The following is a 13,889-nucleotide window of genomic DNA, read 5'->3' as shown; positions in this document are numbered from 1 at the left end:
AAAAGTCGACAGGTATCTCGCCGGCTCGCATCACCCTCAAAGGGGGCAAACCATGAAAGAGAAAATTCAAAACTGGCTCCATGACCTTGGCGTTGCGCTGGGCTTGATCGAGCCGCCGCTGCAGCCGGTGCCAATCCGCACGGATGACGAGCAACGCCGGCCACGGCGCAGGTAAGCGTAAGGCGCTCATACGATCAGCTATTGAACGTGCGGGCGCTGATGCTACAGGTATTGTTTCAGGGCAGCTCCGGTTCCCTGTGATCTGAGCGCACCTCCCTTTTCGTAACGCCTCCCCCGTTTATCGTCTGACGATGCACGTGCCATCGTCAGACCCTTCTGCTTATCCCGTCATCCACGCCTTTTCCCAGTTTCAGCCTCTATATTTTTGTCTTCCCAAGGATGAAAAGGCATCGGAATGTCGAGCATTGATAACGAAGGCATGTTGATTTCCAGCAAGGTCGAACTCCGCCGTTTCCCAGCGATCGAGCAGGGGGATATGCGTAGCGTGCGCGCCCTGGTGGTCCACCAGACCGACGCCCCGACGGCGCAGCACACTTTCAACAGTTACCGAAATAAGGGCAACGGCGCGCACTTTCTTATCGAAAAGGATGGTGCGATCTACCAGACGGCCAGCATGAAAAAACGCTGTTATCACGTCGGGAGATTACTGCGTTCCAAGTGTCAGGCGGTGGATAAGTCAACGTGTGACGCCGCTCAGATGAAGGTTATTGAATCACTCACCTGGGAGTTGCAGTTCCGCGCGTTGGATCGGTATGAACGCACCAAGAACTACCCTGAGCGTTACCCCATGAATGCCGATTCATTAGGTATCGAGCTGGTCGGAAAACACTTGGATGAAACGCATTATGAGAAGGTGACGGCGTTGCAAAATCAATCGCTGCAATGGTTGGTCTCTGAGCTATACGGTCATTTCAGCCTGACTTCCAAGGACGTCTACACCCACCCGCAAATTTCGTATAAACATCTGGGTGAAGCCGGCAGCGCGGTGTGGCAATGAGGTTTTGGCCAGCGGTGGTTGCGGTGTTACTTGTGGGGTGCTCGCCTGTCAGCGACGTGTCGATTACACGTTTTGAATCTGTGGAGCCTGAGTCGTGCCGAGCATCGGACGTTGCACTCGATGAGCGGCAAATCGCCTCTTTCTTCAAGCGTGCCGAGCGCATTGATGGGCGCACGCTGCATGACGAATACAATTGGGCACCTTGTCACCTTGAGGGCACCCTGACGTATCAGGGAAAGGCCTGCACTTGGCACGTACGCGCAGGACACACGGGCGAAATCGTCTGCCCGGGGGTACAGCAGTATTTTGGCTGCAAGACCTGCTACGACTTGTTTGGAGGGGGCGAGCCCTAGAAGTAATCAGAACAAAAAAAACGGGCACGACATCCGACGTCGTGCCCGCTGAAGAAACTGCTCTAAATCCTGTTACACATCAAACCGCTCGCGCCGCCATCGCCTCCGGTTTGCGCGACAACAAGCTCACCAGCACGAAGCTCACCAACCCGACCGCCAGGCTGTAGTAGATCGGCGTGTTGGCATCCAGGCCATCCTTGAACATGAACACCAGTGCGGTCACAAAGCCCAGGGTCATGGAGGTGATTGCGCCGGAGGTGGTCGCCCGCTTCCAGAAGATCGCGCCGATCAGTGGGATCAGCATGCCGCCCACCAACAGGTTGTAGGCCAGGGTCAGTGCGCTGATCACGTCGTTCACCACCAGCGCGATACCCAGTACGGCAATACCGGTGAGCATCGTGAACAGGCGGTTGATCGCCAGGCTCGACTGCTTGCCGCCGCGCAGGCGTGGCAGCAGGTCTTCGGTCAGAACGGTGGAGGCGGCCAACAGGCCAGCGCTGGCGGTGGACATCATCGCGGCCAGGGCCGCCGCAATCACCAGGCCACGGATGCCGTCCGGCAGCGACAGTTTGACGATGGCGGCGAAGGCGTTGTTGACGTTGTCCAGGTTCGGGATCAACACATGCGCAGCCATGCCGATCAATGCGCAGGCCAGGCCGTAGAGAATGCAGTAGAAACCGGCGAAGGTGCCCGCGTACTTGGCGACCTTTTCATCTCGGGCAGTGAACACACGCTGCCAGATGTCCTGGCCGATCAGGATGCCGAAGAAGTAGATCATGAAGTAGGTGATGATCGTGTCCCAGCCGATTTCGGTGAAGCTGAAATTCGACGCCGGCAGCTTGGCCACCAGCTCATCCCAGCCGCCGACGCGGTACAGGCAGATCGGCAGCAGGATAAACATCAGGCCGACGGTCTTGATCACGAACTGCACGATGTCGGTGAGGGTCAGCGACCACATGCCGCCGATGGTCGAATACACCACCACCACGCCACCGCCCAGCAGCACCGAGATCCAGAACGGCAGGCCGAACAGCACTTGCAGCACGGTGCCAATGGCCAGGATCGAGGTCACGCCGATCATCAAGGCGTAGGCCAGCATGATCACCGCGCTCGCTTGGCGGGCCATGGGGTTGTAACGTTTTTCCAGCACCTGGGTCACGGTGAAGATCTTCAGCTTCAACAGCGGCTTGGCCAGGAACAGGTTCAGCGCAATGATCCCCATGCCCAGCGCGGCGCACAGCCAGAAGCCGGAGATGCCGTGCACATAACCCAGGCGCACGGTGCCGACGGTGGACGCACCGCCCAATACCGTGGCGGCCATGGTGCCCATGTACAGTGAAGGGCCCAGGTTGCGACCGGCCACCAGGTAGTCTTCGTGGGTCTTGGCGCGGCGCATGCCGTAATAGCCGAGCACGAGCATGCCGGCGGCGTAGATGAGTACGACGAATAAATCCAAAGCCATGACGGCGGGTCTCCGATTATCTTTTTTATGAGCGATCAGGCGGCTTGTTGCAGCGCCGGTTTAACGCGCGCATCCGTGCGCTTGCTGCGAGGGTCCGCCGGGCCGTAGACAGCGGCCGGTTCCGGAAACACGCGAAGCAAGGTCAGGTACACCACCGACGCCAGTCCCAGCGTCACCGGCAGGCTGATGTCGATGCCATCGGCCAGGTTGCCCAGTGGCCCGACAAACTGCCCCGGCAGGTTGACGAAGCACAGCCCCACCAGTGCGCTCGGGATCCAGGCCCCCAGCCCGCGCCAGTTCCAGCCATGGCTGAACCAGTAGCGACCACCGGTTTCACCGCGGGTGAACACCTGCAGGTCATCCGGGCAGTAGTAACCACGGCGCACGATCAGGCCGATGATCATCATCACCATCCACGGTGTGGTGCAGGTGATGATCAGCACGGCGAAGGTCGACACGCTCTGCACCAGGTTGGCGGCGAAACGTCCGATGAAGATGAAGGCAATCGACATCACCCCAATCAGCAACGTGGCCTTGACCCGCGACAGCAGGCGCGGGAACACGCTGGACATGTCCAACCCCGTGCCATACAGCGAGGTGGTGCCGGTGGACATGCCGCCGATCACTGCGATCAGGCACACCGGCAGGAAGAACCAGCTCGGTGCCACGGCCAGCAAACCGCCGACGTAGTTGTTGGCCGCGATGTAGTCCGGTGCCTTGATTGCCACGATGGTCGCGGTGGCCAGGCCGAACAGGAACGGGATCAGGGTGGCGATCTGCGCCAGCACCACCGCCAGCATGATGCGCATTTTCGGCGTTTCACGCGGGATGTAGCGCGACCAGTCACCGAGGAACGCCCCGAAGGAAATCGGGTTGCTCATGGCCACCAGCGCGGCACCGATAAACGCCGCCCAGAAGCCAGTCTGGCCCAGTGCGACGGTGCCGGCGAAGTGGCTGTCGAACGCCGGTGCGAAGGCAAAGATGCCCAGCAGGAACAGCAGGCTCGCCGCCCACACCGCAATGCGGTTGACCCACAGCATGAAGCGGAAGCCGTAGATGCACACCGTGAGCACGAGCAGGGCGAACAAACCATAGGCCAGGCCCAGGGTCAGGTCAGTTTCCGGCAAGCCCACCAGGCGTTTCGCACCGCCTACCAGCGCGTCACCTGAACTCCACACCGACAGTGAGAAGAAGGCAATCGCCGTCAGCAATGACAGGAACGAGCCGACAATCCGCCCGTGCACGCCGAAGTGCGCACCGGAAGACACGGCATTATTAGTCCCATTGATCGGCCCGAACAGGCCCATGGGCGCCAGGATCAGCGCACCCACCAACACGCCCAGCACAATCGCCCAGACACCGGCCTGGAACGACAAGCCGAACAACACCGGGAAGGAACCCAGCACGGCGGTGGCAAAGGTATTGGCACCGCCGAAGATCAGTCGGAACAGATCCTTGGGGCCGGCAGTGCGTTCGTGGTCCGGGATCTGTTCGACCCCGTTGGTTTCTATTTTGCGAATACTGTTTTCGTTGTTTTTATTATTCATGATCAGCTCCGATCACATTGGCTAAGGGGGCGGCAGCCCTTCCGGCATTGCGGACAAATGTTCGTGACAGGCCAGCCACAGGCCTTGTTCTTGTTGTTCGCTCGCCCCTTGTCGCTTGAAGACAATGGTCTCGCGTTCCTGGCTAAAAAATTGCTCCCCGTTCATGCGCAGCTCGGTGGCCACGTCATGAATAAAAATCGCCACGTCGCCTTGCAGGCTGACAACGGCGTTGCTCGACGTGCAGGACAGCACCTCGAACCCCTCGTCCTGGCGCCAGCTGTCCCACAACGCCTGGTAGGCGTCGCGGCTGAGCAGCGGCTGGGGGAGGGTGTAGAACACAAAGCTGGCATCGGCCGTGAACGCGCCGAAGTAGGCGGCGCGGTCATTGCGGGCGAAGGCCGACACCAGGTCGGCCGCGGCTTTCAGTACGTCTTGGGTGCTCATCAGCGGTGGGCCACGCCGGGCAGTACGCAGAGCATCTCGTACAGCAGGTTGGCGCCGAGCAGCGAGGTGTTGCCGGTGGTGTCGTACGGCGGCGAAACTTCTACCAGATCACAACCAATTAGGTCGAGGCCCTGGCAGCCCCGGATGATCTCGATGGCCTGGATGGTGGTCAGCCCGCCGATTTCCGGAGTGCCGGTGCCAGGCGCCCAGGCCGGGTCGATACCGTCGATATCAAAGCTCAGGTACACCGGACCGCCGCCGACTTTTTCACGCACCTCGGCCATCAGCGGGGCCAACGACTGGTGCCAGCACTCTTCGGCCTGCACCACACGGAAGCCCTGCTTGCGGCTCCAGTTGAAGTCTTCGGCGGTGTAGCCCTGGGCACGCAGGCCGATCTGTACCACGCGGTCGCAGTCCAGCAAGCCTTCTTCCACCGCACGGCGGAAGGTGGTGCCGTGGGCGATTTTCTCGCCGAACATGTGGTCGTTGACGTCGGCGTGGGCATCGATGTGCACCAGCCCGACCTTGCCGTGTTTCTTGTGGATCGCCCGCAGGATCGGCAGGGTGATGGTGTGGTCGCCACCCAGGGTCAGGGGGATCACATCGTGCTCGAGGATCTCGTCGTAGGCTTCTTCGATGATGCGCACGGCGTCGAGCAGGTTGAAGGTGTTGATCGCCACGTCGCCGATGTCGGCCACCGACAGCGAGTCGAACGGTGCAGCGCCGGTGGCCATGTTGTACGGGCGGATCATCACGGATTCGGCGCGGATCTCGCGGGGCCCGAAGCGGGTGCCGGCGCGCAGGGAGGTGCCGATGTCCAGCGGCACGCCGACAAAGGCGGCGTCCAGGCCCTTGGCCGTTTGCAGGTGGGGCAGGCGCATCATGGTGGCGATGCCGGCGAAGCGCGGCATTTCGTTGCCGCCCAGTGGTTGGTGGAAAATCTTGTCCACGGGAGTGCCTCATCGTTGTTTTGTTTATTAGGGGCCGATAATGCGAAATACCTGGAAACGAAAGAATCGGCAGGGGCAAATACTTAGTTCAGATTTTTCTAAACTAATGCCAGCAGGTAGACTGTCTGAAAGGTTCTGTGGTGATTGGACTCTGTAGTGAGCGGGCTTGCCCCGCGCGGCGATGTATCAGCCGCCACGAGCCAACCTGATATACCGCCGCGCGGGGCAAGCCCGCTCACTACACTCCAACCCTTGCGGAGATCCGATGGCCAACGCCTTGCCCGACCTGAAACTCCTGCGCATCTTCGTCAGCGTCGTGCGGCACCAAGGGTTCGCCAACGCCCAGCACGAACTCAACCTGTCCACGTCGGCTATCAGCACCTACATGAGCCAACTGGAATCGGCGTTGGGCCTGGTGCTGTGCCATCGCGGCCGGGGTGGATTCAGCCTGACCAGTAAAGGCGAGCTGTTCCATCAGGAAACCCTGCGGTTGCTGGGTGAGCTCGAAGGTTTCGAGCAATACGCCGCCGCTCTCAAAGGCGAGTTGCGCGGCACCCTCAAGCTCGGTGTGCTCGACTCCACCGTCAGCGACAAAGCCTTGCCGTTCGCTGAAGTGATCGGTGCTTACAGTCTTGAACACCCGGCCGTTCACCTGCACTTATCGGTGATGAGCCCGTACGAACTGCAGCTGGGCGTACAGGACAATCGCCTGGACCTGGCCATCGGTGCCTTTTCCAACCGCATGAGCGGCCTGATCTACATGCCGCTGTACCGCGAACAGCACTGGTTGTATTGCAGCACGCGCCATCCTTTATTCAACGAGCGGCGTATCCCCGAGCAAGTGATCACCCAGCAACGCATGGTCGGGCGCGGTTACTGGAGCCAGGCGGAACTCGCCCGCCACGGCTTCAAGCACAGCGCCGCCACGGTGGAAAGTATGGAGGCGCAGCTGATCCTGGTGCTGTCCGGCGCCTATATCGGTTACCTGCCCGAACACTACGCCCAGGCCTGGGCCGATAAGGGCGACCTGCGCGTGCTACTGCCGGCGACCTTTGGCTACCAGGCGCCGTTTTCCATGATCATGCGCCGTGGCCGCAGCCGCGAGCCGCTGATCCAGACCTTCCGCGATTTGCTCAAAGCCCAGCTCAACCAGGCCTGAAAAACCATGTCCAGACCCCAATGCTCCCGTTGCCTCAGGCCCGTCGCCCATTGCCTGTGCCCGTTGATCCCAAGCCTCGACAGCCGTACCCGGGTGCTGCTGTTGCAACATCCGAGCGAGGTCAACCATGCACTCAATACCGCACGGTTGGCGGCGCTGGGGCTGAACAACGCGCAGTTGGTGGTGGGGGAGGTGTTTGAGGATTTGGCATCGTTACTGAGCCCGCCGGGTTATCAAGCGCGGTTGCTGTTTCCGGCTGACGACGCCCAGCCGTTGCAGGCCTATGCACCGGGCGATCACGCGCTGTTGCTGGTGGTGCCCGATGGCACCTGGCGCAAGGCGCGCAAACTGCTGCACCTCAATCCGCTGTTGGCGGCGTTGCCACGGGTAACGCTGGCGGAAGGCTCCGTGTCCCGTTATCGGTTGCGCAAGGCACCCGGCCCGGGCGCGTTGTCGACAGTGGAAGCGATCGTGCAGGCATTACAGGTGTTAGAGGCGCCGGCTTCATTCGAACCGTTGCTCAAACCTTTCGAAGCCCTGATCGAGGGACAGATTGCGGCGATGGGGGAGGAGGTGTTTCGCAAGAATCATGGCGACGGGCGGATGGGGTAGCAGGGGCACCCTCCCAGCCAACACATCACCTACTTATTCCTTTAAGCCATAAGCACCGCACTTTGCGTGATATGGCCCGCGGGCCTTTCCCGGTATGATGTGCGCCCCGCAGTCTGGATTGCGAATACGCCATGACCTTGCAGTACCCTACAATCGCCGATTGCGTCGGCAACACGCCCCTGGTCCGCTTGCAACGCATGGCGGGTGAAACCAGCAACACCCTGTTGCTCAAGCTCGAAGGGAACAACCCGGCCGGTTCCGTGAAGGACCGCCCGGCGCTGTCGATGATCACCCGCGCCGAGTTGCGCGGGCAGATCAAGCCCGGCGACACCCTGATCGAAGCTACCTCGGGTAATACCGGGATCGCCCTGGCCATGGCCGCGGCGATCAAGGGTTACAAGATGATCCTGATCATGCCCGATAACGGCAGCGCCGAACGCAAGGCGGCGATGACCGCCTATGGCGCCCAGCTGATCCTGGTCACCCAGGAAGAAGGCATGGAGGGCGCGCGCGACCTGGCCGAGCGCCTGGCCGCCGAAGGCCGTGGCTTGGTGCTGGACCAGTTCGCCAACGGTGATAACCCCGAGGCGCACTACACCACCACCGGCCCGGAAATCTGGCGCCAGACCGGGGGCACCATCACCCATTTTGTCAGTTCCATGGGCACCACCGGTACCATCATGGGCAACTCGCGCTACCTCAAGGAGCAGAACCCGGCGATCCAGATCGTTGGCCTGCAACCGATGGAAGGCGCGGCCATCCCCGGTATCCGCCGCTGGCCCGAGGAGTATCTGCCCAAGATCTACAACGCGACCCGCGTGGACCGCATCATCGACATGGCCCAGCGTGAAGCCGAAGACACCACCCGCCGCCTGGCCCGTGAAGAAGGCATCTTCTGCGGCGTGTCCTCGGGCGGCGCCGTGGCCGGCATGTTGCGCTTGTCCAAGGAAGTGGAAAACGCGGTGATCGTCGCGATCATCTGTGACCGAGGCGACCGCTACCTGTCGACCGGCATCTTTGACGAACCCAACTGATGGCCAAGCACGAGAGAGGCCTGCGCTTCCAACCGACGGGCGGCAGCCGGGCCCCACAGATTCCTGTAGGCAAGAAGCAAAAACTGACCATCGAGCGCCTGGCCAATGATGGCCGGGGCATTGTGTTCTTCGAAGGTCGTACCTGGTTTGTGAATGGCGCGCTGGCCGGCGAAGACGTCGAGGCGCGGGTGCTGGGCGCGCACGGCAAAGTGGTCGAGGCGCGTACCGAGCGGGTGTTCAAGGCCAGTGAACTGCGCCGGCCGGCGCCGTGTGCCCACGTTGGCCGTTGTGGCGGCTGCAGCGTGCAGCATTTGCCCCATGCCGAACAACTTGCCCTGAAACAGCGCATGCTCGCCGAACAATTGTCCCGTGTGGCGGGTGTCGAGCCGCAAGAGTGGGCGGCGCCTTTAAGTGGGCCGGAATTCGGCTACCGTCGCCGCGCCCGTGTGGCGGTGCGTTGGGACGCCAAGGCCAAACATCTCGAAGTAGGTTTCCGCGCCGTGGCCAGCCAGGACATCGTTGCCATCGACGATTGCCCGGTGCTGGTACAGGCCTTGCAACCGATCATGCAGCGCCTGCCGAACATGTTGCGACGCCTGAGCAAACCACAGGCCTTGGGGCATGTGGAGTTGTTCAGTGGCACGTCCATCGCCGTGTTGTTGCGGCATATGGCGCCGTTGTCCGACGCGGACCTGGCGGTGTTGAAAGAATTCTGTGTGTTCCATGAAGCCCAGTTGTGGCTGCATGGCGAAGGCCAACCGGAGCCTGTCGAATCCGACGCGGTGTTGGGCTTTCGGTTGGAGCAGTGGAATCTGGAGTTGGCTTACCGCCCGGGCGACTTCGTGCAAGTCAACGCTGGCGTGAACGAGGCAATGGTCGCCCAGGCCCTGGAATGGCTGGCGCCACAGCCCGATGAGCGCGTGCTGGACCTGTTCTGTGGCCTAGGCAACTTTGCCCTGCCACTGGCCCAGCAGGTGCGCGAAGTCGTGGCGGTGGAGGGCGTACAGACCATGGTCGACCGGGCGGCGCTCAATGCCGTCAGCAACAATTTGCATAATGCGCAGTTTTTTCAGGCCGATTTGTCCCAGCCTTTGACCGACGCAGAATGGGCCAAACAGGGCTTTTCTGCGGTACTCTTGGACCCACCCCGCGATGGTGCCCTGGAGGTCGTGCGCAAGCTGGCGACCCTCAAGGCCAAGCGCCTGGTGTATGTGTCCTGCAACCCGGCCACGCTGGCGCGGGACACGGTTGAGTTGGTCAAGCAAGGCTACCGGCTAAAGCGTGCCGGGATCCTCGACATGTTTCCGCAGACAGCGCATGTCGAGGCCATGGCGTTATTTGAAGCGGGCTAGGATGCCCGTTTAATCCGACTGGCCTGCATTCTCCAAGGCCGTGACCTGCCAGGGAGCGTGTGTAAGCTTTAATAGTTAAAGCAGGTCAGCGATGATTTTTGGCGCATCGAAGGTGCGTCGTAGGGAAGGTAAGCAAGATGGTACAGGTGAGAGCACACCAGCCGATCAACACCGACGGCAGTATCAATCTCGAGGCATGGCTGGATCATGCCGTCAGTGTCGACCCGGCACTGGACCGTGAAGCCTTGAAGGCCGCTTGCGAGTTCGCTCGTGAGTCGGAGCAGCAAAACAATGCGGCCAAGAACCTGTGGGCCGAAGGCACTTCAAGCTTTCGCACCGGGTTGGAAATCGCCGAGATCCTCGCCGATCTCAAGTTGGACCAGGACTCGCTGATCGCCGCCGTGCTCTATCGCGGCGTGCGTGAAGGGCATATCGCGTTGCCGCTGGTCAGCCAGCGTTTCGGCGCCGTGGTCGCCAAGCTGATCGACGGCGTGCTGCGCATGGCGGCCATCAGCGCCAGCCTCAGCCCGCGCCAATCCATGGTGCTGGGCACCCAGGGTCAGGTCGAGAACCTGCGCAAGATGCTCGTGGCCATGGTCGATGACGTGCGTGTTGCACTGATCAAGCTGGCCGAGCGCACCTGCGCGATCCGCGCGGTGAAGACCGCCGACGACGAAAAACGCAATCGCGTTGCCCGCGAAGTCTTCGATATCTACGCGCCGCTGGCGCACCGCCTGGGCATCGGCCACATCAAGTGGGAGCTGGAGGACCTGTCCTTCCGCTACCTCGAGCCCGACCAATACAAACAGATCGCCACGCTGCTGCACGAGCGGCGCCTGGACCGTGAGCGCTTTATCACCGACGTGATGAACCAATTGCGCTCCGAGTTGCAGGCCACCGGCGTTGAAGCCGACATCAGCGGCCGTGCCAAACACATCTATTCCATCTGGCGCAAAATGCAGCGCAAGGGCCTGGCCTTCAGCCAGATCTACGACGTGCGTGCGGTGCGCGTGCTGGTGCCGGAAATGCGCGACTGCTACACCGCGTTGGGCATCGTCCACACCCTGTGGCGGCACATTCCCAAGGAATTCGACGACTACATCGCCAACCCCAAGGAGAACGGCTATCGCTCGCTGCACACGGCGGTGATCGGCCCCGAGGGCAAGGTGCTGGAAGTGCAGATCCGCACCCACGCCATGCACGAAGAGGCGGAGCTGGGGGTGTGCGCGCATTGGCGCTACAAGGGCACCGACGTCAAGGCCGGGTCCAACCAGTACGAAGAGAAAATCTCCTGGCTGCGCCAAGTACTGGAATGGCACGAAGAGCTGGGCGACATCGGCGGCCTGGCCGAACAGTTGCGCGTGGATATCGAGCCGGACCGGGTCTACATCTTCACCCCTGACGGCCATGCCATCGACTTGCCGAAGGGCGCCACGCCGCTGGACTTTGCCTACCGCGTGCACACCGAGATCGGCCACAACTGCCGGGGCGCCAAGATCAACGGGCGCATCGTGCCGCTCAACTACAGCCTGCAAACCGGTGAACAGGTCGAGATCATCACCAGCAAGCACGGCACGCCGAGCCGCGACTGGCTGAACCCGAACCTGGGCTACATCACCACGTCGCGGGCACGGGCGAAGATCGTCCACTGGTTCAAATTGCAGGCCCGCGACCAGAACGTCGCGGCCGGCAAGACCCTGCTCGAACGCGAGTTGGCGCGTCTGGGCCTGCCGCAGGTGGACTTCGACAAGCTGGCCGAAAAGGCCAACATGAAGATCGCCGAAGACATGTTCGCGGCGCTGGGTGCCGGCGACCTGCGCCTGGCGCAACTGGTCAACCTGGCCCAGCAACTGGTCGAGCCGGAGCGCGGCAGCGAACAGCTGGAGCTGATCCCACGCAAGGCCACGGGCTACAAGCCGGGCAAGCGCGGCGACATCCAGATCCAGGGCGTGGGCAACCTGATGACGCAAATGGCCGGTTGCTGCCAGCCGTTGCCGGGCGACGCCATCGTCGGCTACATCACCCAGGGGCGTGGCGTGAGCATTCACCGCCAGGACTGCGCCTCGGTGCTGCAGCTGGGCGGGCGCGAGCCGGAGCGAATCATCCAGGTCAGCTGGGGGCCGGTGCCGGTGCTCACCTATCCGGTGGACATCGTTATTCGTGCCTACGACCGTTCCGGTTTGCTGCGTGACGTCTCGCAAGTGCTGCTTAACGAGCGGATCAACGTGCTGGCGGTCAACACCCGCTCGAACAAAGAGGACAACACCGCGTTGATGTCCCTGACCATCGAGATTCCGGGGCTGGACGCGTTGGGGCGGTTGCTGGGGCGCATTTCCCAGTTGCCGAACATCATCGAGACGCGACGTAACCGCACCCCTTGATTAGCTGGATGAGCGAGGTCTGAAATGTGGGAGCGGGCTTGCTCGCGAATGCGGTCTATCAGTCAAAAGTTTGTGGCTGACACATCGCATTCGCGAGCAAGCCCGCTCCCACATTTGATTTTCAGCGGATAGAGATCAATGTATTCACTAGATGACTTGCTGTACTTGATGAACCGCCTGCGCGACCCGCAATACGGTTGCCCGTGGGACATCAAGCAAACCTACGCCACTATCGTTCCACATACTCTGGAAGAAGCCTACGAGGTTGCCGATGCCATCGAGCGTGGTGACTTCGATCACCTGCAAGGCGAGTTGGGCGACCTGCTGTTCCAAGTGGTGTATTACAGCCAGCTGGCGCGGGAAGAGGGACGTTTCGAGTTCGCCGGGGTGATCGACAGCATCACCCGCAAGCTCATTCGCCGCCATCCCCATGTGTTCCCCACCGGTGATCTGTACGCGCCCTTGGATATCCCGCAGTTGAGCGAGGAGCAGGTCAAGGAACGCTGGGAGCAGATCAAGGCCGAGGAGCGTGCGGAAAAATCCGACGCGCCGGAGCAATTGTCCCTGCTTGATGATGTGCCCACCGCCTTGCCGTCTTTATCCCGTGCCGCCAAATTGCAGAAACGCGCCAGCCAGGTCGGTTTCGACTGGCCATCCGCACTGCCGGTGGTGGACAACGTGCGCGAAGAGCTGGATGAAGTGCTCGAAGCCATGGCTGATAACGATTCTGTGGCCATCGCTGATGAAGTGGGCGACCTGCTGTTTGCCGCCGTCAATTTGGCCCGCCACCTCAAGGTCGACCCGGAAACCGCGCTGCGTGGCGCCAATGCCAAGTTCGAACGACGTTTCCGATTTATCGAACAGGCATTGCGCGATACGCACAAACCCATAGAAGATTGCACCCTCGAAGAGTTGGACGCCCTGTGGGGTGAAGCCAAACGTCAGGAAAAGAATGTGTCCAGCTGCGGTTGAGCAGTTGCCTAAGTGAGTAAGCACCATGAGCCTTTCCCTTCGCGACCAGTTGCTCAAAGCAGGTCTGGTCAACCAAAAGCAGGCCAAGCAGGTCGGCAAAGAGAAACAGAAGCAGCAACGCCTGGTCCATAAAGGCCAGATCGAAGCCGATGACACCCAGGCGCGCCTGGCCCAGGAAGCGCAGGCCGAGAAGGTCAAGCGCGACCAGGAGCTGAACCGCCAGCAGCAGGAAAAAGCCGAGGCCAAGGCCCGCACCGCGCAGGTCAAGCAACTGATCGAGACCTCGCGCCTGCCTAAGTTGACCACCGAGGACTACTACAACTTCGTGGACGACAAGAAGGTCAAGCGCCTGTCGGTCAACACCTTGATGCGAAACAAGCTGAGCAACGGCTCCCTGGCGATCGTGCATCACGGTGGCGGCTACGAGGTCATCCCGCGTGAAGCAGCGCTGAAGATCCAGGAGCGTGCACCGGAGCGTATCGTGCAGCTCAATGTCCTCACTGAAAGCCAGGTGCCCGATGAGGACGATCCATACGCCGCCTACCAGATCCCGGACGATCTGATGTGGTAAGCCCGTAAACACAACAAACCCCGCCGTTGGCGGG

Annotated in this window: 13 protein-coding genes; 9 read left to right on the top strand and 4 right to left on the bottom strand. The window is 61.3% G+C overall.

What is annotated here, in order from left to right:
- Window positions 1-52 precede the first annotated feature (52 nt).
- Together ACVWVP_RS15605 and ACVWVP_RS15600 are read left to right on the top strand one after the other, a co-directional pair.
- A complete protein-coding gene (locus ACVWVP_RS15605; protein WP_003193089.1) occupies window positions 53-175 on the top strand; it encodes a PA1414 family protein in 123 nt (40 codons plus the stop codon).
- 240 nt (window positions 176-415) lie between these two features.
- The gene (locus tag ACVWVP_RS15600) at window positions 416-1,018 is read left to right on the top strand and encodes a peptidoglycan recognition protein family protein (protein ID WP_457407025.1); all 603 of its coding nucleotides are present in this window, start codon (window positions 416-418) and stop codon (window positions 1,016-1,018) included.
- A gap of 432 nt (window positions 1,019-1,450) precedes the next feature.
- Here ACVWVP_RS15600 and ACVWVP_RS15595 read toward each other — a convergent pair whose 3' ends face one another.
- From ACVWVP_RS15595 to speB, 4 genes are read right to left on the bottom strand one after another with little or no spacing between them, the layout of a single operon-like run.
- On the bottom strand, window positions 1,451-2,833 hold the full coding sequence (locus tag ACVWVP_RS15595) for a sodium:solute symporter (RefSeq protein WP_176996250.1): 1,383 nt from the start codon (window positions 2,831-2,833) through the stop codon (window positions 1,451-1,453).
- 35 nt (window positions 2,834-2,868) lie between these two features.
- Entirely contained in the window at window positions 2,869-4,380 is a 1,512-nt protein-coding gene (locus ACVWVP_RS15590) for a purine-cytosine permease family protein (protein ID WP_457407021.1), read from the bottom strand.
- Window positions 4,381-4,401: 21 nt separating this feature from the next.
- The gene (locus ACVWVP_RS15585; RefSeq protein WP_178919843.1) at window positions 4,402-4,824 is read right to left on the bottom strand and encodes a YybH family protein; all 423 of its coding nucleotides are present in this window, start codon (window positions 4,822-4,824) and stop codon (window positions 4,402-4,404) included.
- Window positions 4,824-5,774 carry an agmatinase gene (gene speB / locus ACVWVP_RS15580; RefSeq protein ID WP_259172935.1) on the bottom strand — a complete coding sequence of 317 codons (951 nt, stop codon included), beginning with the start codon at window positions 5,772-5,774 and terminating at the stop codon, window positions 4,824-4,826. The genes ACVWVP_RS15585 and speB overlap by 1 nt, the downstream gene beginning before the upstream one ends.
- A gap of 265 nt (window positions 5,775-6,039) precedes the next feature.
- Here speB and ACVWVP_RS15575 point away from each other — a divergent pair, with 265 nt between their 5' ends.
- From ACVWVP_RS15575 to ACVWVP_RS15545, 7 genes are all read left to right on the top strand, one after another.
- Window positions 6,040-6,933: a LysR family transcriptional regulator gene (locus ACVWVP_RS15575; RefSeq protein ID WP_017134867.1), complete on the top strand. Its 894-nt coding sequence runs from the start codon at window positions 6,040-6,042 to the stop codon at window positions 6,931-6,933.
- Window positions 6,934-6,939: 6 nt separating this feature from the next.
- The gene (locus tag ACVWVP_RS15570; protein ID WP_457407017.1) at window positions 6,940-7,545 is read left to right on the top strand and encodes a tRNA-uridine aminocarboxypropyltransferase; all 606 of its coding nucleotides are present in this window, start codon (window positions 6,940-6,942) and stop codon (window positions 7,543-7,545) included.
- A 131-nt stretch (window positions 7,546-7,676) separates the two neighbouring features.
- Window positions 7,677-8,579, top strand: coding sequence for a cysteine synthase CysM (gene cysM, locus ACVWVP_RS15565; RefSeq protein ID WP_178919840.1), 903 nt, complete (start codon window positions 7,677-7,679; stop codon window positions 8,577-8,579).
- Complete coding sequence (gene rlmD, locus ACVWVP_RS15560; protein ID WP_457407014.1) at window positions 8,579-9,931, top strand: 23S rRNA (uracil(1939)-C(5))-methyltransferase RlmD; 1,353 nt, start codon at window positions 8,579-8,581, stop codon at window positions 9,929-9,931. The genes cysM and rlmD overlap by 1 nt, the downstream gene beginning before the upstream one ends.
- 137 nt (window positions 9,932-10,068) lie before the next feature.
- Window positions 10,069-12,312 carry a GTP diphosphokinase gene (relA, locus tag ACVWVP_RS15555; RefSeq protein WP_176996244.1) on the top strand — a complete coding sequence of 748 codons (2,244 nt, stop codon included), beginning with the start codon at window positions 10,069-10,071 and terminating at the stop codon, window positions 12,310-12,312.
- A gap of 138 nt (window positions 12,313-12,450) precedes the next feature.
- Window positions 12,451-13,284, top strand: a complete 834-nt coding sequence (mazG, locus tag ACVWVP_RS15550; protein ID WP_259172931.1) for a nucleoside triphosphate pyrophosphohydrolase — start codon at window positions 12,451-12,453, stop codon at window positions 13,282-13,284.
- Between the two features lie 25 nt (window positions 13,285-13,309).
- A complete protein-coding gene (locus tag ACVWVP_RS15545; protein ID WP_176996243.1) occupies window positions 13,310-13,855 on the top strand; it encodes a DUF2058 domain-containing protein in 546 nt (181 codons plus the stop codon).
- Window positions 13,856-13,889: the final 34 nt, after the last annotated feature.

It is taken from the genome of Pseudomonas sp. TE24901 (assembly GCF_054058375.1).
This window is presented reverse-complemented; position numbering and strand designations above follow the sequence as displayed.

What these genes read in the sequence shown, in the direction of transcription:
- ACVWVP_RS15605 (WP_003193089.1), top strand. Translation starts at nt 53, where the DNA reads ATGAAAGAGAAAATTCAAAACTGGCTCCATGACCTTGGCGTTGCGCTG.
- ACVWVP_RS15600 (WP_457407025.1), top strand. Translation starts at nt 416, where the DNA reads ATGTCGAGCATTGATAACGAAGGCATGTTGATTTCCAGCAAGGTCGAA.
- ACVWVP_RS15595 (WP_176996250.1), bottom strand. Translation starts at nt 2,833, where the DNA reads ATGGCTTTGGATTTATTCGTCGTACTCATCTACGCCGCCGGCATGCTC.
- ACVWVP_RS15590 (WP_457407021.1), bottom strand. Translation starts at nt 4,380, where the DNA reads ATGAATAATAAAAACAACGAAAACAGTATTCGCAAAATAGAAACCAAC.
- ACVWVP_RS15585 (WP_178919843.1), bottom strand. Translation starts at nt 4,824, where the DNA reads ATGAGCACCCAAGACGTACTGAAAGCCGCGGCCGACCTGGTGTCGGCC.
- ACVWVP_RS15575 (WP_017134867.1), top strand. Translation starts at nt 6,040, where the DNA reads ATGGCCAACGCCTTGCCCGACCTGAAACTCCTGCGCATCTTCGTCAGC.
- ACVWVP_RS15570 (WP_457407017.1), top strand. Translation starts at nt 6,940, where the DNA reads ATGTCCAGACCCCAATGCTCCCGTTGCCTCAGGCCCGTCGCCCATTGC.
- cysM (WP_178919840.1), top strand. Translation starts at nt 7,677, where the DNA reads ATGACCTTGCAGTACCCTACAATCGCCGATTGCGTCGGCAACACGCCC.
- rlmD (WP_457407014.1), top strand. Translation starts at nt 8,579, where the DNA reads ATGGCCAAGCACGAGAGAGGCCTGCGCTTCCAACCGACGGGCGGCAGC.
- relA (WP_176996244.1), top strand. Translation starts at nt 10,069, where the DNA reads ATGGTACAGGTGAGAGCACACCAGCCGATCAACACCGACGGCAGTATC.
- mazG (WP_259172931.1), top strand. Translation starts at nt 12,451, where the DNA reads ATGTATTCACTAGATGACTTGCTGTACTTGATGAACCGCCTGCGCGAC.
- ACVWVP_RS15545 (WP_176996243.1), top strand. Translation starts at nt 13,310, where the DNA reads ATGAGCCTTTCCCTTCGCGACCAGTTGCTCAAAGCAGGTCTGGTCAAC.